This is a genomic window from Kribbella sp. NPDC026596, assembly GCF_040638415.1.
In the GTDB taxonomy this organism is placed as follows: Bacteria; Actinomycetota; Actinomycetes; order Propionibacteriales; family Kribbellaceae; genus Kribbella.
The window spans coordinates 37,083-57,299 of the sequence record NZ_JBEZYF010000038.1; the positions used below are offsets into that span (position 1 = coordinate 37,083).

The window sequence follows — 20,217 nt, forward strand, 5'->3', positions numbered from 1 at the left end:
GCAATACCAGTTCGGCATTCGTTTCAAACACTCAACCGATCTGTCGACACGCAGTCAGCTTCTGCATGCACACTGTGGTGATGAGGCGTGATGTGCGGCAGTTACCGGGAGAGCCGGGTGTGTACCGGTTCCGTGACGAGACCGGAAAAGTGCTGTACATCGGGCGGGCGCGCAATTTGCGCTGCCGCGTGCAGTCGTACTGGAACCACCTCGGCGACCGTCCGCGACTGGCCCGGATGGTACGGCGGATCGCCCGGGTAGAAGGGGTTTGGTGCGACTCCGAGCACGAAGCGGCCTTTCTGGAACGCAATCTGCTCGAGCACTCCAAGCCGCGGTGGAACCGGGTCGAGGGCGGCGCGGAGGTGGTCGGCTACATCCGGTTCGACGACGTGCCCAACCGGCCGGGCCTGCGGTTCGAGCACACGGTCACCGGGACCGCGCCCCACTACGGTCCGTATCTCGGTGGTCTACGGATCCGGCAGGCGATCTCGGGTCTGCATCGGGTCCTGCCGTTGGAGTACACGGTCGAGGGGGACGGGTCGGCGCGTGAGTTCGGGCAGTTGTTCGGGATCGGTCCGGAGGATCGTGACGCGCTGACCCGGACGGCGATCGCCGTACTGGAGCGCGATCCGGCCGCGGTCGCCGCACTGCGGGACGAGTTGGTACGGCGGCGGGACCGGGCGGCCGGCGAACTGCGGTTCGAGTTCGCGGCGAAGGTGCAGGACGAGCTCGCGGCCCTCGAGTGGATCGTCGCGGAGCAGAAGGTCGCGTGGCTCGAACCTCGGGACGCGGACGTGTACGGGTGGGCGGACGGCGTACTCGTGCATTTCGAGATCCGCGCCGGGCGGATGTGCACTTGGACGCAACGCGCGGTGTCTGAGCGGACGGCCCGCGATCGGGTGGCGGCGACTCCGGAGCTATGGCAGTTGTTTGCCCAACGCAACGCCGAACTCGCGGTCCGGCTGCGTGACTCGATCGCTGAATAGCATCGTCGTCATGGTGCAGCCCCGTTGCCGCCGTACGAACCGCAGTACCAGTCGCAGAAGCCCTCGACCCCAGCGGCCTGGCCGCCAAGATCACCGGCTAGCGGTTGGTAACCTCGAAGGCGACGATCGCGGCGGCTACCGCGACGTTCAGGGATTCGACGCCGGCGTGCAGGGGGATCTGCAGGTCGGAGTCGGTGGAGACGGTGATGCCGTTGGTCTCGCCGCCGAGCACGTAGACGGCGCGCGGTGCCAGATCGGCCTTGAAGAGTGACTGCGGGGAGCGGGCCGAGAGACCGTACACGTGATAGCCCGCTGAGCGGAGCAGATCGACTGCTGTCTTCGCGGTCGACGTGTTCACGATCGGCGCCTGGAACGCGATCCCGGCCGACGCCTTGATCACCAGCGGCCCGACATGCGGCGTACCGGCTCGGGGCAGGATCACGCCGTCGAACCCGGCGCCGGTCGCGGTCCGCAGGATCATGCCGACGTTGCCGGGGTTGGTGACGCCGTCGAGCAGGAACACGTTCGTCGGCCGCCTGCCGCGCGTACGGACGAACTCCTCCAGCGGCGTCATCCGCGGCGCGTCGACATCCGCGACGACGCCCTGATCGTGCTTCCCGTTCCCCGCCAGCCACTTCACCCGGCTGGCCGTCGCCCGCTCCACCGGCGTCCCGTACTTCTCGGCCGCCCGCAGGATCTCCTGCATCGACGACCCGGTCGCGTTGTCGGCCAGGACCACCTTCGCCACCGACAACGCCGGGTCGTGCAACGCCTCGAGCACGGGTTTCCGCCCGTAGACGGTGATCCACTTGTCCCGCGGCGACTTTCTCGATTCCACCCGCCTACGGTACGCCGGACAACTTCACACCAGCGCAACAGCCGGGCAACGTCGGTCCGTCACGCTCAGTGGCATGGAACAGTTGCGTACGGCGCTGATCGGCGGAACCGCCTGTGAGGTGTGTGGGCGACTCCCGCATCCCCGGCGACTCCGGTTGACCCTGGCCAAGCTGCTGGCGATCTTCCCCGTCGAGTTCGCCCTCCACGCGGTGGTGCTGTGGCTGCATCCGGCGTACGTCGTGGCCGTCAGTGTGCTGGTGGTCGCGACCACGGCCTTGGTGATCTGGGTGATCGAACCGTCGACCATGCGGCTGCTGCGGTCGTGGTTGCACGCGCCGCGAACCCGACCGGTTTCCGGGCTCGGCGCGCTGTGGCGACTCCGGGTGACGCTCGACGACCGGGCCGGCGCGCTGGAACGGCTGACGCACGCCCTGGCCGACCTGGACGCGAACATCCTCGGCCTGCACGTCCATCCGCTGGACGCCGGCGTCCGCGACGAGCTCGTCGTCTCGACCCCGGACCCGATCGACGCCGGATTGTTGCTGGCGGCAATCGAGGACGCGGGCGGCCGGGACGCTCACGTATGGCCGACCACCACCCTCGCCTTGGTCGACGGCCAGACGAAGGCGCTCAGCTTGTCGGCGCGAGTGGTCAGCGACCCGGGTGAACTCCCGCACGCGGTCGCCGAACTGCTCGGCGCGCGCCTCGTCACCGACCGCGCCACCCTGTCCGCGCGTCTACCCGCGGACGGCACCGTCTTGAAGATCCCGTCGCCGTGGACCGGTCTGTTCGCGTTCACCCGTCCGAACGAGCCGTTCACGCCGGCGGAGTCCGCCCGGGCGCATCGGCTGGCGGAGCTGGCCGAGCTCGGGGTCAGGCGTTGAGTGGGTTGGTGGCCTTCCCATCGAGCCAGAGGACGTTGGTCGGGTCGCCGTGTGGGCCTTTCCGGCCGACGTGCTTGTCGCTGATCTCCGGGCCGTTCTTGATCACGTGGATGAGCGCCATCGCGTGCCCACGGCCGAGGTCGTAGTCCTCCTTCAGCCAGTCGATGATCACGCCGGCTTTCACGTCCGCGGCGTCGTACCCGCGTCCTTTCGCCACCTCGACGAGCTCGCGCGGAGTGCGCCCGGTCTTCTCCTCGATCTTGTCCAGGTACGCCTGAAACGACATGCTCGTCCGCCTCTCACCGCAGGCGCCTGGTGCGCCTTCACCCAGGCGTCGTACGGCGGGCGGCGAAATCGACACCCGGCGCTAAAGTCGATGGATGGGTGGCAATCGACTGACCGTGAAGGGGCGGGCGACGCGGGCGCGGATCCTCGCGGCCGCGGCGGAGTTGGTGCACCGGCAGGGCATCGCGCGTACGCAACTCGAGGACATCCGGCGGGCCGCCGGGGTGAGCGGTTCCCAGTTGACGCACTACTTCCACGACAAGGGGACGCTGATCGACGACGTCATCATCTGGCAGGCCGACACGTTGCTGGACCGCGAGCCGGTCCTCGACTCGTTCGACGCCTGGCACCGGTGGGCCGACCGGGTGGTCGCCCGCCAGACCGCCCGTAAGTTCCAGGGCGGCTGCGATTTCGGCTCTCTCGCCGGTCAGCTCGCGGAATCGAGTCCAGCGACCCGCGCCTTGCTGGCCGAGGGCTACGAGCGCTGGCTCGATCGCTTCCGTACGGGACTACGGTCCATGCGCGACAACGGCGTACTGCGCCCCGACGCCGACCCCGACGTCCTCGCCAACACGATCCTCGCCGCGATGCAAGGCGGCCTACTCCTCACCCAAACCCTCCGCCGCCCCGACCCCCTGCGGGCCTCCCTAACGGCAGCCCTAACCACCCTCGAGTCGTACGCCGGCTAGCTGTTGCAGAACTGCGGTGGCTGAGCGGTCGATGTCGGACTCGTTGGTGGTCCAGTTGGTGACGGAGATGCGCATGGCGGCCTTGCCTTGCCAGGTGGTGCCTGACATCCAGCAGGTGCCTTCCTGCTGGACCGCGCTGACCACCCGCCGGGTGAGCGCGTCGTCGTCGCCGAAGCGGACCAGGACCTGGTTGAGCACTACGTCGTTCAGTACTTCGACACCGTTGGCCGCCAGCGTGTCCGCGAAGCGGCGGGCCAGCGCGTGACAGCGGTCGACGATCTCGGCGATCCCCGAGCGCCCGAGTGCGCGGATGGCGGCGTACACGGCGAACCCGCGCGCCCGCCGGGAGAACTCGGGGTTGTAGTCGAGCGGATCGCGTTGGCCGTTCTCGTCCTGGATGAGGTACGCCGCTCTGATCGACATGGCGGCGCGGTGCGGTTCGGGGTGCGCGCAGAGGACGAGGCCGGAGTCGTACGGGACGTTGAGCCACTTGTGCGCGTCGGTCGCCCAGGAGTCGGCGCGGTCGATGCCGTCGACCAGCCTTTGGAGCGTCGGACTGACCGCGGCCCAGAGACCGAAGGCGCCGTCGACGTGAACCCATGCGCCGGCCGCATGAGCCAGGTCGCAGATCTCGCCGATCGCGTCGAAGGCGCCTGTATTCACGTTGCCGGCCTGTGCACAGACGATCGTGGGGTGCTCCTCGTCCTCGAGTGCTTTGGCGAGCGCGTCGGCGCGCATCCGGCCTTGCTCGTCCACCGCGATCGGCGTGATGCAGTTGGTCCCAAGACCCAGGAACCGCAGTGCACGGTCGATCGTGTCGTGCCGCTCGGCTCCGGCGAGGACCCGGATCGGCGGGGCACCGATCAGCCCGTCGTGCTCGACGTCCCAGCCTGCGCGCCGGAGAACCTCGTGACGGGCTGCCGCGAGGCCGGTGAAGTTCGCCATCTGGGCGCCGGTGACGAACCCGACGGACGTGGTTGACGGCAATCCGAACAGCTCGACCAGCCAGTTCGCCGCGACTTCTTCGACCACGGCCGCGGCGGGCGCAGCGGCGTACAGACCTGCGTTCTGGTCCCACGCCGTGGCAAGCCAGTCAGCCGCGAGTGCCGCCGGCGTCGCGCCGCCGAACACGAAGCCGAAGAATCGCCCGCTGCCACTGGGCAGCAGTCCGTCCTCGACCCCCTTCGCGAGGTGCGCAACCACCTCCCGGGCGTCGGTCGGCCCGGTGGGGAGCGCGCCGCCGAGAGCTTCGTGCAGCTCTGCCGCGGTCGCGCGCGGGCCGACCCGCCGCTCAGGGAGTCCGGTCAGGTACGTGTTCGCCCGCTCGAACGCTTCGGTGAGCGGTCCCTCCCAATCCACCATGCCTCTTTTGTACGCCGGGATCGTGTGATGCAGCGTGTGACGGCACTACAGTTCGGCCATGCGGATGGCTGGAGTCGTGACGGGGAGTCGCTGGATGGCGATCGCCGGTTATTCCCTGGTCGGCGCGGCCACCCAGCTGGTCTGGCTCAACTTCGCCGGCGTGACCACGGTCGCGGCCTCCCGGTACGGGGTTTCCGAGAGCGCGATCGGCTGGCTCGCCCAGGTGTTCCCGCTGCTGTACGTCGTACTCGCGATCCCTTGCGGTCTGATCCTGGACCGGTGGTTCCGGGCCGGGCTGATCGCTGGTGCTTTGCTGACCGCCGTGGGTGCCGGCGTCCGGTTGATCGGGGACGACTTCGGCTGGCTGCTGGCCGGGCAGATCATCGCGTCGGTCGCTCAGCCGCTGGTGCTGAACGCCGTGACCGGCATCACCGGGCGCTACCTGTCTCCTAAAGATCGTCCGACGGGTATCGCCGTCGGTACCGCCAGCATCTTCGCCGGCATGGTGATCGCGTTCCTGCTGTCCGCGGTCTTCACCACCGCCGCCGACCTGCCGATCATGCTCACCGTGACAGCCGCCTTCTGCGTCCTTGCAGCTCTCTTTTTGCTCTTCGCCCTCCGCAATCAGGGTCCTTTCGAGGTGGTTAGGCATGGCCCTGTTCGCGGTGCGTTGCGGATTGCCTGGGGCGATTCATTGATCCGTCGGCTTTGCGTGCTGGCGATCTTCCCCTTCGGCGTCTTCGTTGCCATGAGCACCTTCGCCCAGGCCCTGCTGGAGCCCGCCGGGGTCAGCGGTGGCACCGCGAGCACGATCCTGCTCGTCAACGTCGTTGCCGGGGTAGTGGGTAGCGCCGTGATCCCGATCCTGGTGGTACGGCGGAACGCGGAGTCGGCCCTGCTCGTCGTGAGCCTCACGGTCACCGCCGCTGCTTGCACCCTGCTGGCGTTCGCGCCGGGCGTGCTTGTTGGGTTCGTCGCGATCACCCTGATCGGCCTACTTCTGCTCCCGGCCCTCCCGATTGTGCTCGAGCTCGTAGAACGCCGTACGGGCGAGGCCGAGGGAACCGCCGCGGGCCTCATCTGGATGGCCGGCAACCTCGGCGGCCTGGTGGTGGCGGTCGTGGTCGGGCTGCTCGTCGATCACCCGACGGCCGCGTTCCTGGTGATGGCGGCGATCGCGCTCATCGCCGTACCGGGGGCTCGCGCTCTCCGTCGGCCGATCGCCGAACTCCGAGCGCAGTCGCCGCTGTAGCCAGCAGCCCACCGATGCCTGCGGCAACGAAGGTCACACGGGCGTTGGTGTGCTGGAGTAGCAGTCCGCCGAAGATGTACGACAACCCGGCGGCTAGGCCGATCGCGCCGTACAGGTTGCCGAAGACGCGGCTCCTCAGGTGTGCCGGGACGACGCGTTGCAGGTGCGTGTTGATCCCCACGTCGATGCCCGAGATCCCGAGACCGCGGATGATCTGGAGCGCGAGGGCGGCCCAGATCACCCAGGCCAGGCCGGTGAGGAGGTTGCCCACGCTGGCCACGGCGAACCCGACGAGCATGAGGACGGGCATCCGGAAGCGGCTCGCGTACTTGGCCAGTACGGCGAACCCGACGACGAGCCCGATTCCGACACCGGCGTACAAGGTCGCTGCCGCCGAGTCGCTGCCGTGGAGCTCGTCCTTCCCGAGGAACACCATCGCGACGTCGTCGACCCCACTGAACGCGACCACGCCGAAGAACCCGAGCCCGATCACCCGGACCTGCCTTGCCCGCCAGATGTAGCCGAGCCCGTCACGCGCGTCTTTGAACAGGCTGTGGCCGGACGGCTCTGTCTTGGGCAGCGTCGGCAGCCGGCTCAGCAGAACCGCCGAAACGAAGAACGTGGCCGCGTCGATCAGCAGAATCCCGCGGACGTCGGTGATCAAGAACAGGGTGGCCGCGATCAGCGGCCCGACAGCCTCCAGCCCGTTGGTCCCGGCGCCGAGCGCGGAGTTCGCCGTCTCTAGCTCCTCATCCTTGACCAGCCCCGGCATCGCACTCCGCGAACTCGCCTGGAATACCGTCGCCGTGATACTCCGCGCAGCAACCATGACCAGCAACACCGGCAACGGCGGCAGCACGGCAGCCATCACGATCGTCAGCGCCCCCTGCACCAGGTCACACGTCACCATGACCCGCTTGAGGTCGAACCGATCCCCGATCGCCCCCGCAAACGCCCCGAACAACCCCGGCGTGAAGTCCCCCGCCAGCAGCAGCAACGCCACCGCTAACGCCGCCCCCGTCGACGCCTCGACGTACAAGAGCAGCGCAACCAGCCCGAGCGCGTCGCCCAGAAACGACACCGACCGAGCCAGCCACAACCGCCGAAACCCAGGCGACCCCCGCAACAGCCCCCACACGATCCCTTAGTATGGACCGGCACAACACCCGCCGGTGTGGCGCAACTGGCAGCGCACCGCTCTTGTAAAGCGGTGGTTAGGGGTTCGAGTCCCCTCACCGGCTCTTGCTCTGACCAGGCACTACTACAGACAGTTACCGTGATCAACGACTGTCTGTCAATGGATCTGACAATGAGTACTCTCGGTTCATGGCTGGACGTCGCAGTACCGGCGGGCGTGAGCGCGGATACGTTCGCAAGCGTGGCAACTCCCACCAGGTGCTCGTCTATGCCGGCGTAGACCCTGTGACCGGGAAGGACTCTTACCTTAGCGAGTCCACACGCGACGAGAAGAAGATCCCAGAGATCCGATCGCGACTGCTCGCCAAGGTCGACCGCCAGCGAACGCCGCGACCAGATCGACGCTCTCGTACGCGCTCGACGCGTGGCTCGAAGTCCATGAAGCCGATGAGTCCACGCTCGATCGGTATCGCGAGCTCGCTGAGCGGACGATCGGCCCAGCGCTCGGAGACGTACCGATCTCCAAGCTCGGAGCGCGTGCACTGGAGCTGTTCTATGCGCAGCTGCGACGTTGCAGCGCGCGGTGCGACGGCAAGCCATTCGTGGAGCACCGAACCGCAGATGCACATGAATGCCGAGTGGTGGTGAAGCACCGGTGGCCCGCGGGCCGGCCTTCGGTGAAGTCGCGCGCCGAGCATGACTGCGATGTGGCCGGGTGCCGGGTGACTGAGTGCCGGTCGCATGTCTGCAAGCCGTTGTCCGCCGGAACGGTGCGGAAGGTTCACTTCGTCATCAGCGGAGCGCTGGCGGCTGCAGTCCGCTGGGAATGGATCGACAGCAATCCCGCGGCGGACGCAAAGAAGCCGAAGCAGGCCCCGCCGCAGCCGCAGCCGCCGACGTCAGATGAGGGTTCTCGGATCATCACGGCTGCGTGGACGCAGGACTTCGCCTGGGGCATGCTGATTTGGTTGAAGATGGTGACGGGAGCGCGACGCGGCGAGCTGCTCGCGCTGCGCTGGCATGACTTGCACCTGGACCAAGGCGTCCTCGAGATCCGCCGCAACTTTCACCCACCGAAACGGGAAGGCGCGAGAGAAGGACACCAAAACACATCAGATGCGCCGCATCAGCCTTGACCCGGGAACCGTCGAACTGCTCGCCACACACCGCCTCAACTGCCAGAGGCAGCTGACGAGGCTTGGTGTGGCGTTCGATGAGTCAGCGTTCGTCTTCTCCTACGAGGCGGACCACAGTCGACCGTGCAACCCGGACGGCGTAAGCCACCGGTACACGGAGATGTGCACAAGGCTGGGCATCAAGAGTCACCTCCACACCTTGCGGCACTATTCGGCAACTGAGCTGATCAGCTCCGGCGTAGATATTCGTACAGTCGCCGGCCGCCTCGGCCACGGCGGTGGCGGCACGACAACGCTTCGCGTCTACGCTGCGTGGGTTGCAGAATCAGACCGCCAAGCAGCGAATGTGCTCGCCGGCCGCCTGCCAAAGCCACGCCCCACCAGCCGATCCGACTGACCCATCGCGGTCGCTTGCGGTGCCCTGAGCGTCTCACATCCTGTGGTTGCCGGATCCTTGTGAACGCACGCGGATCCTGCAACTACGTATGCAACTATTGACGCCTATGTGCCAAACCGGCCGGTGGGGCGAGAAGGATCGGCAGAAGTGTCTGGCCATTGCAGTTGCCTGGACGTGGAAGAATGTGCCCGCCGATACAGGCCCGATCAAAGGGGAAACGTGGGTATCACTAGGACCACAGTGCCTGGTCTTGATGGCCTGTCACCGCGGGTAGGTTGGGAGGGGAGCGGCGCTATGCGAGACGAGTTCCTCGGCATGGATGCGCTGAAGGTTGCTGTTACACCAGCCCGAGTGGTGTACCTGTTTCCGAATGGCGACCGTAACGAGTTCCGGCGCGCAGTACAGGAGGCGAGTAGCCGATGGGCGGGCGTAACTGAGCCCATAGTGCCAGTTCTGAAGAATGGAAAACTGCGACCGGTTTGGGAGCAAGTGGTTGAGGTCTCCGGTGTCATTCATGCCGTCAATGTCGGTTGTTCTGACGATGATGCGACCAAGGCGGCAGAACGTCTAGGGCTGCCGTTGATTTCGATCACGCATATCGATCGAGGCATAAGTGGGCGCACTCTGCATTGGTCCGCAGTCGCAGATACGAGAGGAGTCGTCCCGACGGCAGCGCGACCTCAGGCTCCGCTCTGGGAGGTCGTAGCTGCGGGCGATCCACAGCCCCCCAGCGATGGTCCTTCCCTGGTGTCGGAATACCGTGGCCGGACTGAAGATGAGGCCGGTCGTGCCGGAATAGCTGGCACCACCATCCTGGACGCTGGCAGGGGAGGATTCGGCGACTATGTTGCCGTAGGCCCATTGCCAGCCCCTGCTTTGATCTGGTTAACAATTCCAAATGGCCTTCTTGATTGCCTGTGGTTCTGGAACATGCGAGCCCTCCAGTCCTGGAATCTGGACGCAGCACCCGTAGTCCTGTTACCCACAACCGCTGCATCGACCTGGGTAGGTCTTAACCAGGTGATTGATGGCCTTCTCGCGCGCCGCTATAGCGGCGCGCCAGACGCTATTATTCTGTCTCACGGCATCGCTGAGAAACGCCTCAGAGCGTTCGCGGACAAGATCGGGCTGCAAGCCTACGGCGGGAAATTCAAATATGGCTCCATCTCTTGGCCGGCGCCGGAGGTGCGCAACAGTCCATTTTCTTACATGATCAACGTGGACCCTCGCAATTGGAATTTGTTCGAGAGGTCACTTGGATACGCTGGACAAGTTCGAGTGCACAGATTTCGTCAAAGTACAGTCGTGCCGATTGGCGATGCGGTGCTGGACAGGATCGGTGTGCTGAATGCCGCCCCGATGCTGCCGACTCGGCTATCGGGTGGCTATCTTGATGAGCTGCCGCGACGGAACAGCGTTGCCAGGCTCGTGCACCGAGACGCGAGGTGGCGTCCAGAGGGTCTGGAGTTGGTGTGCAGCGTCTCGCGCGGCGCGGAGTTAACGATCACGAGCCCGGCTCCATCGGAGGTACTCGATGCCCTTCGGTCTGAATTAGCTGCTGAGACAGAGGCGAGCGACAAGGGCCGACTTGCGGCCGCGCTGCTCGAAGCTCGTGATTGCTCGTCGCTCTCCGAAGCTGGAGTCCTTGATGTCATCACTGCGTTGAAAACTCCGCGCTCGAAAGAGATGCGCAAACAGCTGATGGCCACGGCGCCAGGGACGCCTGAGTGGCGAGCGATCGAAATTGCTGCGGCATGGGGTGGACGGGCTGAGCGCACTTACAAGGACATAAGTGGGATCAAGAGTTCAAGGGCTCAGGTCAAGCCTGATGACATTGAACGGCTTGTCGCTGAGGGTTGGGCTGAGCGGGGTCTCCAGACTGACTGCCAGCGTTGTGGAACTAAGACATTCGTACCCTTGGCTGGTACGTCTGCCCAGGCCACCTGCCCTGGCTGCGGTGCGCCTGCGAAGTACGCCGGCACCCGAGGCCTAGATGTCATGTACCGCCTCGACAGTCTTGTTGACCGCGCATGTGATCAAGGCGTGTTGCCACATCTCGCCTGCCTGGCAGCATTGCGCCGACGGCAACCAGAGTCACATCTATACCTTGGCATGAACATCGCGTGGACCGATGGACCGCTCGAGGAGGTAGACCTCTACGGATACATGGGCGCGAGCGTCGTAAGCGGTGAGGTCAAGACTGCGGCGAGCGAATTCAATCGGGAGCAGTTGCAGCGAGATGTAGCCTTGTCCGCGCGCATACGCGCAGACGTGCACGTGCTGGCCGCCGCGACGGCCATGCCGACTACCGTCATAGAGACGGCCAAGCAGCTTGTCGCGACCACGGATCTGCGGCTTATGGTGGTCGCGCCCTCCGACAGCGGCGACTTGGTTGCCACGGTCATATGAGCCTGACCGAGCTACTCGGCGGTGTATCAGAACGACACCGACATGGCAGGCAGGCGGCCGGCCAGCCCTCCCGCATCGCCCCGATAGCTGCCGACCTCAGGTTCGGAGTGGTGCGGGTCGAGGGTCAAGCTCGCTAGCTATCGGGGCGATGCGGGAGCTCCGGTCAGACAGGTGCATGGATCAGCCGAGGGGTGTGGGGCAGCCGGCTGTTTCGGCGAGTACCACATTGGCAGCGTGTCGATCGTTGATGGCGAGTTGTGGTGTCTTCGACTCGGCACCTTGCTGGCACGTGCGCGCCAAGCCAAGGGACGCGCCCAGAACGTAGGGAAGCGGAGTGGCGGGCAGGCGGCCCGCCCTGCGGTGGCGGCGCGCGCCGGGCCCTGAACGCCTTCCACGCCGTCACTCAATCGTCAGCGAGTGCTAAGCCGTCTTCGACCCCGCTGGTTCCACTGCGCGTGTCTCTCCAGCCGATCCGAATCTCGTTCCCGCGGGAACCCGAGCGGACGCTCGAGATGTCCGCCTGAATGCCGCTACGGCGGGTGTGATGTTTGTAGGAGTTGGGGACAGCCACCGCGAGTCTGAGCGCCGGATCTGAGTTGACCACTGAGGCTTCAAGGTCGGCGCGATGCAGATTGTGCCCGCAGCAGAGGTCGTAAGCCCGGGCCGCGCTGTGCCCCGCTTGAGGCGCGCATTGCTGCTGTAAGAGCCTAATGCAGCAACGACTTTGCCTCCGTGAGGCAGTGCCGATCGCGGAACGACTTCAGTTATCAATCGCGGCGAGCCATGTATCTCTCAGGGACTGCTCAAGAGTGATCTGCGGTGACCAGTTCAGGCTGCGCCGGGCAAGCGAGATATCGGCGCACTGCCAGGAGACCTCAGATGCCGACGATTTGTGGGCTCTCTGAGGGTCGACGCCCACGACTGGCTCGGCTTTGGTTTCGCTGATCTCAATGAGGCGCTTCAGCCAGTCGCCGGTCCGGACCGCGTGACCTGAGCCAATGTTCACGAGCGGAGGGGTCTCCTGTGTGTACGTGGTCGCGACGGCCGCTGCCGCAACGTCCCGTACATCGACGTAGTCGCGCCAGCCATCCAGTGAGTCCACGATCAGCGGCTCACCGCTTCGCAGTCTCGCCACCGCGCCACCCAGCATCGTGCTCGTAGGCGAGAGAGGTCCGCTGACATTGAAGATCCGAAGCACTGTGATTGCCAGACCCTGGGATCGTGCGTGCAATGCGATCTGCGTAGCAGCAAGCTTCGAGTAGCCGTATGGACTACTCGGCCGCTCTTCAGCGCTCTCATCGATCGGGTGCTGCCCATCCGGCGCGCCATACTCCGCGGAGGACCCCAGTTGCACAATCTTCGCGGTGGGTGCGGCGCTCCATGCAGCTGACACGAGACTGTGAACGCTTGCGACATTGGTTCGCATCATCTCGCCGGCGGTACCGCGCACAGCACCCGCGCAGTTGATCACAGATGTTGGCTCGTACGACCGCAGCAGGTCGACCAGTTCCGCCCGCGCTGATCGAACAAGGTTAAGGCCAACATCCACATTCGTGCCAGCGGTCCGGCCGACGCGGAGATGATCGATTCCACGATCAGCCAGGATCTGCGCGCAGTGCTGACCCATGAACCCCGAGGCGCCCAAGACTACGACGCGCGTACCCGCCACGTCAGCGTTGGCGGAGACGCTCTCGGCGACGAACTGGGGCGACGAGCCTGGCATTGCTGATCTCCTGCGTCTTGGGGTCGTAGTCGCACTGGACGAGACACGACCACAGATGGTTGCGCGTCTCGCGATACAGCTTTGCAATGTTCTCAGCTAGATAGAGAGCCCCGCCCCGAGATCCCGGAGCGTGGATGCCGGCGCAGTAGAGCCACGTTCCTTTGCCGTCTGGGCGTGGAAGCGTGCCGAGATATGCCAGATCGCCACCCTCATCTCGGTGCCTCGGTGACCGCAGCTTTTCACCGGTTGCCTTGTCGAGCAGGTACCAGCTCTCGTCATCCCTCTCGAACCCGTAGGCGCTATCCGATGCGAGGATCTGGGTAAGCCACGGCGACTGTCGGGGTCCGCAGGTTACGACGAGCCCGTCGCGGTTGAGATCAACGTACTCACCCGCCGGCAGGTGCTCCGTCTTGGTCTCAAGGCCGAACTCCATTGCAAGACGCTGGATGTCGTCCCTGAACGCAATGTCGCTTTCGTGCACGACTGGCCGTTGTGGTCCCTCTGGATACGGAGCCTGCTCCACAGGCAGGACGACGTGGACCGTGTCCCCTGTACTGAGGACGACTCGCTCTGGTCGTCGTCGCGGAGCGCCGAGCTGCGACAGGCGAGCAACTGACAGGCCTACCCGGTCCGCGATCTGGGCGAGCGTCATGCCGTCTTGGCGCATCTTGTCCAGGGCTGCGCGCCGGACGTCGCCCACTTCAGTGATGGCCGCATCCAACGCGTTGAGGACATCGCCGGCGTAGATGAACTGCTCGACGGGGTCCTCGAGTGCCCGGAGACGCTCAAGTTCGTCCACGCAGCTCACCTCCTTGCATTGACCCATCCTAGTGCCTCTAAATCCATGCCTTAAGACCCCCTTGAATTTCCTATTCAAGGGGTGCTTAACTGATCCATACAGGGTAGCCAAACATGGCAGCCAGACTGCATGGGGAGCCAGAGATGACCAGCACGACAGATCTGCCAGCGCCGCAGCCAGACGAACGCACGGGAGTCCTCGTTAGCGCCCGAGCCGTTGGTTCCGCGGTTAGAGCCGCAGCTCGGCGACGCGCGCTCGACAGTGCCCTCGACAAGCGCAGTCGCGGCGTTCCGACGTACACCGTGCCGGAAGCCGCGGCGCTTCTGAGCATCTCGCCGGAGGCGCTCTACCGCTTGGTGCGTGCGGATGACTTTCCCGCAGTGCGCGTAGGTCAGAAGTACTGCGTGCCAGCAGCGGCGGTGAGCGACCTACTCGAATCCGGAACGTCAGCGGACATCACGGACTGGGGCTCGCAATGGAAGCAGCGGCATCGCCCTGCAAGTGACGGTGCCGCGTGACCAGCTCAGGCACATCGATGGACCGGCCCCGCACGGGCGCCAACCAGAACAGGGCCGGTTCTCCCATCACTCACGTACGAGTTCGAGAGGTCTACAGCATGACTGACGCAGTAGAGGGCGGCATGGAGTGGGTGCCGCGGTTCGGGATGTTGGAGGTGACGGCGGAGCGCGCGGCGATGATCCGTGGGTTGTTCGAACTGGCGGCGTGGGTGGCGGATCACCCCGAGATGCCGTTGCCGTACCTGACCGGAGGGATGTTTCCCGGGGGCGTGGACTTCGCTGCCGAGGCGGCCGAGGTCGATCGAATTGCGGCAGCGCTCGGAGCGCCGGCGGGGTTCCGTGCGGGCGGCGGGCATTACCAGGCGGAGCGGATGTTCGGTCCGGTGCGCGTGTACGCGTTGGCGACCACTCGTGAGTACGACGCGGCGTACCGGGCTCATATGTCCTATGCAGACAACGTGCAGCCTCACGAGTCCACAGAGGTTGTCGAGTCCGCGGGCGGTGCGCAATGAGCGAGCGCACGCGGATGGATTTGGCGTGGCGGATGCACGATGCGGCCGCTGCGGCGATCGACAAGGCGGATACGAAGGCCGGTTTCGCGGCGACCGTCGAGACGGCGCTCGCCGCGGTCGTGCTGACCCTGGTGTCGCAGTCGCACGGCGCGCCGCTGGTGTCGCGCGCGGCGTTCGGTGTGGCGCTGGTGGCGTTGGCGGTGGCGTTGGGTTCGGCGCTGCTGGTGGTGGTGCCGCGGTTGTACCGACCGGCTGACGCGTTGGTGCCGGGGGAGTTCTTGTACTTCGGTGCGGTGCGTCGTCGCTCGGTTGAGCAGTTGCTCGAGCGCCATATCGACCCGCAAATGATCCGGGACAAGGTGGCCGACCCGCTGGTGGCGGTGGCCCATCAGGCCAAGCGGCTGGCTAATATCGCGTGGGCGAAGCACCAGTGGTTGCGGGTGTCGTTCGCTGCGGCGGTTGTGGGTGCGGTGTTCGCGGTGGCTGGTGTGTTGATCGGTGGTGCGCGATGATGCGGCGGCCGACCCGGACCGAGGGCGTGATGGTTCCGCAGTTCACGCTCGCCATGGTGGCGCTGCTGGCCGCGGGCGTGGCCGCGGTCGCGTGGGACAAGACCCGGGCGCTGACCGAGCTGGGGTTCTGGGTCGCCGTGACCGGCGCGGTCGGGCTGTTCACGGCAGGCCTGTTGTTTTGGCGATTGATGCACGGCGCGCTGATCGCGGCCCCGTTGTGGGTTCTGCTGGCCGGGGCGATCGGGCTGCGGCTGGGAGCACCGGCTGGCGTGGCCGGGTGGATGATCGGCGGCGGTGTCCTGCTGCTGGTGACGCTGGCGGTGGTGGCGGTGAATCGACCAGTTGGCGCCGGTCTCGCGGTCGCGCTGTGGCTCGGCTACGCCGCCTTCGTGCTGCGGACCCTGCCGTCGACCGTGCACGTGTCGCAGCGGTGGTGGCAGCTGTTGCTGGCCGCTGGGGTGGTGGTGGTCGCCACGGCGGGGTTCACGCTGCGGTCGCGGTCCAGTTCGCGTGGGCTGCTGCGCCGTCTGGGTCGCGCTGGGCGTGTGACGGATGGGTTGGCGTCGGGGTGGGATGTGCGGCGGGTGTCGTCGGCGCGGATGCTGCGCAAGAAGGCGAAGATCGTCCGGCCGTCGCTGGCCGAGGTGCCGGCGTGGAAGCGGCGGTTCGTGCCGCTCACCGAGATCGGCGCGACGGTCGCGACGGTCGGCTGGGTCAAGGTCCGCTCGAGCGCGGAGGACCACACGCTGACCGTGGCCGGGCCGCGCGCGGGCAAGACCGGCCTGATGATGAACCACCTGCTGGACGCGCCGGGCGCGGTGATCGCCACCAGCACGAAGACCGACATCCTCGACATCACCCGCAGCCAGCGGGCCAAGCGCGGTCCGGTGTGGGTGTTCGACCCCGACGGCCTCACCGACGACGGATCCACGATCACCTTCGACCCGCTCACCGGGTGCACCGACCCGGGCGTGGTGATGGACCGCGCGTCGGACCTGCTCGACGGGGTCGGCGCCAAGAGTGACGACGCCGAGCACTGGCTGAACCTCGCTAGGCAGGCGCTCACGGCGCTGCTGCACGCCGCAGCCCTCGGCGGCTACACGATGGCCGACGTGCAGCGCTGGATCGCGCACCCCGACGACGCCGCGCAGTCCGACGTGCTGTGGGAGCTCCGGGTGGCCAACGCGACCGGGTTCGAGCAGCAGGCCACGCAGTTCTTCACCAACAACGACCGCACCCGCTCCAGCATCTCCACCACGATCATGCCCGCGCTGTCGTGGCTGTCGGTGCCGACCGCCGCGGCTGCGGCTGCACCTGGCGGGGTGCCGTTCGACGTGGAGCGGCTGCTGGCCGAGACCGGCACCGTGTACCTGCTCGGCGCGGAGGACAAGAAGACCGCGCCGCTCGTGACAGCGCTGACCGCGCAGATCGCCCGCCAGGCCAAGACGCTGGCGGTGAAGACGCCGGGCCGCCGGTTGGACCCGCAGCTGACGATGGTGCTGGACGAGGCCGCTCTGATCTGCCTGATCCCCCTGGACCGCTGGACCGGTGACTTCGGGTCCCGCGGGATCACGCTGCACATCTCCGCGCAGTCCCGCGCGCAGCTGCGCGACAGGTTCGGTGAGGCCGCGACCGGTGCGCTGCTGACCAACGTCACGACCAAGGTCGTACTGGCCGGCACCAGCGACGATGACGATCTGCAGTTCTGGTCCACGCTGTGCGGGGAACGGCTGGAGCAGGTCGCGACCCGCGACCGCACCACCGGCGGGATCTCGATCAGCGACCGCCGCGTCCCGGTCCTCACCCCGGGCCAGGTCGCCCAGCTGCGCGCCGGGCAGGCACTGATCATCACCCGCGGCATGCCGCCCGCGATCGGCCGCGTCCGTATGGCATGGAACCGGCGAGACCTGCGTATGGAGCGGTTCGGCAACCGTCGCAGCGTCCGGTGGGCCAGTCGCCAGGTGGCGGCACTCGAGAACTGGGCCGGTGCCCGGTTGCTCACCGATGCCGCCTGGCTGCGCGGCCAGCTCCTCGCGACAGTCGACACCGCAAGCACGACCCGTCGCCGCGTCACCGGGCCTGTTGCCCGCCGCGCCGTCGCCCTGCTCGATGCCGCGCTGACGTGGCTTGAGGTGAACGACCCCGCTCGCGAGCTGGTCGCCCGACTCCGCTTGGCCGGCGCGATGCGCAAGGCCCGCGCTGGGCTCGCCGGCCGCAGTCAGCGGCCGGTGGATCGGCAGGTCCGTCGATGAAGTGGCCAACGGCAACCAACGGATCACCGGCCGCGGAACTGCGCGCCTACTACGGCTGCGCCGAGGTCGAGGGACGCGGCCTGAGCGCTGTGCCTGCCTATGACGAGCACGGCAGCCCGACCGGGCTGGTCGCGATCGACGCTGACGAGTTCTGCGACTGGCTGGACGACTACATGGACGAGCTGTTCCAGGGAGATGACTGATGCAGTACGACGACGAGAAGGACCCCGGCACCGCCGCGCTCGCCGCGGTGGCCGGGCTCGCCCGCTCGGTCGAGGCCCTGACCCGGGACGTATCAGCGATGAAGGCGGGTCTGAAGCAGACCGCTTCCAAGACCGCCGTCGCACGGCTGAACGACACCGTTGCCTCGCTCGGCAACACGGTCGCCTCGTTCGAGGATCTGCTGACCCGGCTCGCGGCCAAGCCCAGCACCGCCCGCGGCCAGGGGACAGGCGCCGACGCCGGCCCCGATGCGGAGCCGATGCGGTCGTGGCTCCGCTTGCCTGAGCAGGACGAGGCCGCAGTGCAGACCGTGCTGAGCGAACTGCTGCCGTGGATGGAATCGACTTATCTGCGATACGCGACCGCGCGGGAGACGCTGCCGCCGTGCTGGCTTTGGCACCCCGAGATCGTCGAGGAACTGCTGTGGCTGATGGACGCCTGGACTGCCGCCTACGAGGGAGAGGAGGCGTCGAACAAGCTCGTCGGTGACTGGCACGACCGACAGCGGCCCGGTGTCAGCCGCCGGATCGGCGAGTACGCGCCGGCGTGTGACGTGCTCGCCCACCGCGACCCTGCCGGGCAGCGCGCGATCACTGTTCCGCTGGCGGCCGACGCCGACCCGTTCGTGACCTGGTGGGCCGCAGCTCGCGACCACAACGGCCCGGCTCCAACCCCGGACCAGATCACGGCCGGCCGCCGCGGCGACCGCGGCTTGACCGCCGTACCGAACACCGCTGGAGGCCAGCGATGACCACCCGATCTTTCAACCTGCCTGACGTGTTCGACGCAGGCACTGTTACCTGGCCGATGATTGCCGCGGGCGGCACCGGACTACTGCTTCTCGCCGCAGTCCTCACCGGCTCGATCTGGGGAGCTCGGCGCGCGGTCCGCACCGTCGCTGCCGCGATCGAGGCCGGGCGGCTGACGACCCGGCGGGTGCTGATCACGGTGGCGATCCTCGCGGCGCTCGGAGTCGCTGGCGTCGGTGGCGCCCGCTCATTCGGCGCGGTCTCGGCCAAGTTCGACAGCCCACTGGTGCCGTTGGTTGTCGACGGCATGATCATCGCCTGCACCGCACTCCGCCTGGCGGCTTTGACCCGCGGCTGGCGGATTCCCGGCGCGCTCGTGACGACGTACGTGTTCATCGGCGGCACCGTGTGGCTCAACGTCGACACCGCCCACGGGATCGCGGACGCGGTCGCACACGCCCTGGCGCCGCTGGCCTACGCCGTACTGGTCGAGATGCTGGCACACCTGCTGCGGCTGCACCTGCGGCTCGCGCAGCCCGCTAAGCCGCGGCTGTCGGCGCTGACCTGGATCACCTCGCCGGTGATCACGACCCGCGTCTGGCTGCACCTGTCCCGGACCGGAGGTGACGACCCGGCCGGCGCCAGAGCACTGGTCCAGCAGGTTGTCCGTATGGCGTCCCGGCTGGCGACCCTGTGCCCGAGCCACCGCTTGTGGCGATTCGACGCCGCGCGGGCCGCCCGTACGGCCGCACTGCAGACGATTCGCGACGGGCTGCTGACGGCCAGCGAACTGGCCGGTCTGCTTCCGGCCGGCGGACGGCTGACGCCGGGCGAGTTGCTCGCGCTGGTCGATTCGGCCGCGCTTGGTCTGACCGGCCCAAGCACACCGGATGAGAGCACCGCCGCTGAGGTTCCCGGCAGGACCGCGCGGGTCGAGCAGTCGGGTGCACCGGTGTGGCTGTTGGCCTACCTGATCGGTGCACTCTGCGCCGCATCGGCGACTGCAACGGCTGCTGCACCGGTGCACCACCCGGCCCGCACCGCACCGACTGCACCGGCTGCACTGGTTCACGACGACGCCCCGAACGGTGCACCCGCACCGGTGCACGCACCGCACCGCACCGACCAGCCCACAGAGGCCCCCGACACCGCACCGCGCAAGACAGATGCACCGTCGGACGCCGAGCTACTCGACGCAGTGGTGCGCCACGCAGCAGAGCACGGCGGTGCGCCCCTCGGCCAGCGCGAAATCCGCCGCGCCACCGAAGAAGCCTTCGGACGGCCGGTCGGCTTTGGCCGCGCCAAGCGCCTCCAGGAACTGGCGGGATGGGCCGAGCCCGCCGCCACAGAGACCGCCACCGCGTCCTCACCTGCTCCACAGGTCCGTGGACAACTCCAACTCGTCAACGAGACCGGCGAAAACGAACCCGACAACAACTCCGACGACGACAACTCCAGCCGCGAACTCGAATCGAGCAGCAGCCGATGAGCAACCACAACACGAAGTCAGCGACCAGGAATCAGCACAGCAACCGACTCGCAGCAACCATGACGCA

20 protein-coding genes and 1 tRNA gene are annotated in these 20,217 nt (G+C 67.0%); 15 read left to right on the forward strand and 6 right to left on the reverse strand.

The genetic code is table 11. From position 1 onward, the window contains the following. Positions 1–80 precede the first annotated feature (80 nt). On the forward strand, positions 81–986 hold the full coding sequence (locus tag AB0E63_RS27915; RefSeq protein WP_360372457.1) for a GIY-YIG nuclease family protein: 906 nt from the start codon (positions 81–83) through the stop codon (positions 984–986). 97 nt (positions 987–1,083) lie between these two features. On the opposite strand, the gene AB0E63_RS27920 is transcribed toward AB0E63_RS27915, so the two are convergent. Further along, positions 1,084–1,824, reverse strand: a complete 741-nt coding sequence (locus AB0E63_RS27920; protein WP_360372460.1) for an RNA methyltransferase — start codon at positions 1,822–1,824, stop codon at positions 1,084–1,086. A gap of 73 nt (positions 1,825–1,897) precedes the next feature. On the opposite strand from AB0E63_RS27920, the gene AB0E63_RS27925 reads away from it, so the two are divergent. Continuing rightward, on the forward strand, positions 1,898–2,707 hold the full coding sequence (locus AB0E63_RS27925; protein ID WP_360372463.1) for an ACT domain-containing protein: 810 nt from the start codon (positions 1,898–1,900) through the stop codon (positions 2,705–2,707). Here AB0E63_RS27925 and AB0E63_RS27930 read toward each other — a convergent pair. Next, the gene (locus tag AB0E63_RS27930) at positions 2,697–2,993 is read right to left on the reverse strand and encodes a DUF4287 domain-containing protein (RefSeq protein ID WP_360372466.1); all 297 of its coding nucleotides are present in this window, start codon (positions 2,991–2,993) and stop codon (positions 2,697–2,699) included. The two genes, AB0E63_RS27925 and AB0E63_RS27930, sit on opposite strands and share 11 nt — an antisense overlap. 94 nt (positions 2,994–3,087) lie before the next feature. Between AB0E63_RS27930 and AB0E63_RS27935 the strand changes: the two genes are divergently transcribed. Beyond that, entirely contained in the window at positions 3,088–3,681 is a 594-nt protein-coding gene (locus AB0E63_RS27935; protein ID WP_360372469.1) for a TetR/AcrR family transcriptional regulator, read from the forward strand. On the opposite strand, the gene AB0E63_RS27940 is transcribed toward AB0E63_RS27935, so the two are convergent. Next, positions 3,652–5,043 carry an aminotransferase class V-fold PLP-dependent enzyme gene (locus AB0E63_RS27940; protein WP_360372472.1) on the reverse strand — a complete coding sequence of 464 codons (1,392 nt, stop codon included), beginning with the start codon at positions 5,041–5,043 and terminating at the stop codon, positions 3,652–3,654. The genes AB0E63_RS27935 and AB0E63_RS27940 overlap by 30 nt on opposite strands. A gap of 58 nt (positions 5,044–5,101) precedes the next feature. Between AB0E63_RS27940 and AB0E63_RS27945 the strand changes: the two genes are divergently transcribed. Further along, entirely contained in the window at positions 5,102–6,295 is a 1,194-nt protein-coding gene (locus AB0E63_RS27945; RefSeq protein ID WP_360372475.1) for an MFS transporter, read from the forward strand. On the opposite strand, the gene AB0E63_RS27950 is transcribed toward AB0E63_RS27945, so the two are convergent. Further along, a complete protein-coding gene (locus AB0E63_RS27950; RefSeq protein WP_360372478.1) occupies positions 6,225–7,433 on the reverse strand; it encodes an MFS transporter in 1,209 nt (402 codons plus the stop codon). The genes AB0E63_RS27945 and AB0E63_RS27950 overlap by 71 nt on opposite strands. Before the next feature lie 30 nt (positions 7,434–7,463). Between AB0E63_RS27950 and AB0E63_RS27955 the strand changes: the two genes are divergently transcribed. From AB0E63_RS27955 to AB0E63_RS27970, 4 genes are all read left to right on the forward strand, one after another. After that, a tRNA-Thr gene (locus tag AB0E63_RS27955) sits at positions 7,464–7,536 on the forward strand. 534 nt (positions 7,537–8,070) lie between these two features. Beyond that, positions 8,071–8,568 carry a hypothetical protein gene (locus AB0E63_RS27960; protein WP_360372480.1) on the forward strand — a complete coding sequence of 166 codons (498 nt, stop codon included), beginning with the start codon at positions 8,071–8,073 and terminating at the stop codon, positions 8,566–8,568. Next, positions 8,549–8,965, forward strand: a complete 417-nt coding sequence (locus AB0E63_RS27965) for a tyrosine-type recombinase/integrase (RefSeq protein WP_360372483.1) — start codon at positions 8,549–8,551, stop codon at positions 8,963–8,965. Before AB0E63_RS27960 ends, AB0E63_RS27965 begins: the two co-directional genes overlap by 20 nt. 294 nt (positions 8,966–9,259) lie before the next feature. Continuing rightward, positions 9,260–11,374 carry a hypothetical protein gene (locus tag AB0E63_RS27970; RefSeq protein WP_360372486.1) on the forward strand — a complete coding sequence of 705 codons (2,115 nt, stop codon included), beginning with the start codon at positions 9,260–9,262 and terminating at the stop codon, positions 11,372–11,374. 760 nt (positions 11,375–12,134) lie between these two features. Here AB0E63_RS27970 and AB0E63_RS27975 read toward each other — a convergent pair. Continuing rightward, positions 12,135–13,097, reverse strand: coding sequence for an NAD(P)-dependent oxidoreductase (locus tag AB0E63_RS27975; protein WP_360372489.1), 963 nt, complete (start codon positions 13,095–13,097; stop codon positions 12,135–12,137). Continuing rightward, positions 13,045–13,896, reverse strand: a complete 852-nt coding sequence (locus AB0E63_RS27980; protein WP_360372492.1) for a hypothetical protein — start codon at positions 13,894–13,896, stop codon at positions 13,045–13,047. Before AB0E63_RS27980 ends, AB0E63_RS27975 begins: the two co-directional genes overlap by 53 nt. 143 nt (positions 13,897–14,039) lie before the next feature. On the opposite strand from AB0E63_RS27980, the gene AB0E63_RS27985 reads away from it, so the two are divergent. The 7 genes from AB0E63_RS27985 (at position 14,040) to AB0E63_RS28015 (ending at position 20,150) form a co-directional block, all read left to right on the forward strand. After that, positions 14,040–14,414, forward strand: a complete 375-nt coding sequence (locus AB0E63_RS27985; RefSeq protein WP_360372495.1) for a helix-turn-helix domain-containing protein — start codon at positions 14,040–14,042, stop codon at positions 14,412–14,414. A 98-nt stretch (positions 14,415–14,512) separates the two neighbouring features. Next, positions 14,513–14,926, forward strand: coding sequence for a hypothetical protein (locus AB0E63_RS27990; protein ID WP_360372498.1), 414 nt, complete (start codon positions 14,513–14,515; stop codon positions 14,924–14,926). Beyond that, on the forward strand, positions 14,923–15,438 hold the full coding sequence (locus tag AB0E63_RS27995; protein WP_360372501.1) for a Pycsar system effector family protein: 516 nt from the start codon (positions 14,923–14,925) through the stop codon (positions 15,436–15,438). Before AB0E63_RS27990 ends, AB0E63_RS27995 begins: the two co-directional genes overlap by 4 nt. After that, positions 15,438–17,690: a type IV secretory system conjugative DNA transfer family protein gene (locus AB0E63_RS28000; protein ID WP_360372504.1), complete on the forward strand. Its 2,253-nt coding sequence runs from the start codon at positions 15,438–15,440 to the stop codon at positions 17,688–17,690. The genes AB0E63_RS27995 and AB0E63_RS28000 overlap by 1 nt, the downstream gene beginning before the upstream one ends. Beyond that, complete coding sequence (locus AB0E63_RS28005) at positions 17,687–17,893, forward strand: hypothetical protein (protein ID WP_360372507.1); 207 nt, start codon at positions 17,687–17,689, stop codon at positions 17,891–17,893. The genes AB0E63_RS28000 and AB0E63_RS28005 overlap by 4 nt, the downstream gene beginning before the upstream one ends. Then, positions 17,893–18,663 carry a hypothetical protein gene (locus AB0E63_RS28010; RefSeq protein ID WP_360372510.1) on the forward strand — a complete coding sequence of 257 codons (771 nt, stop codon included), beginning with the start codon at positions 17,893–17,895 and terminating at the stop codon, positions 18,661–18,663. Before AB0E63_RS28005 ends, AB0E63_RS28010 begins: the two co-directional genes overlap by 1 nt. Next, complete coding sequence (locus tag AB0E63_RS28015; protein WP_360372513.1) at positions 18,660–20,150, forward strand: DUF2637 domain-containing protein; 1,491 nt, start codon at positions 18,660–18,662, stop codon at positions 20,148–20,150. Before AB0E63_RS28010 ends, AB0E63_RS28015 begins: the two co-directional genes overlap by 4 nt. Positions 20,151–20,217 lie beyond the last annotated feature (67 nt).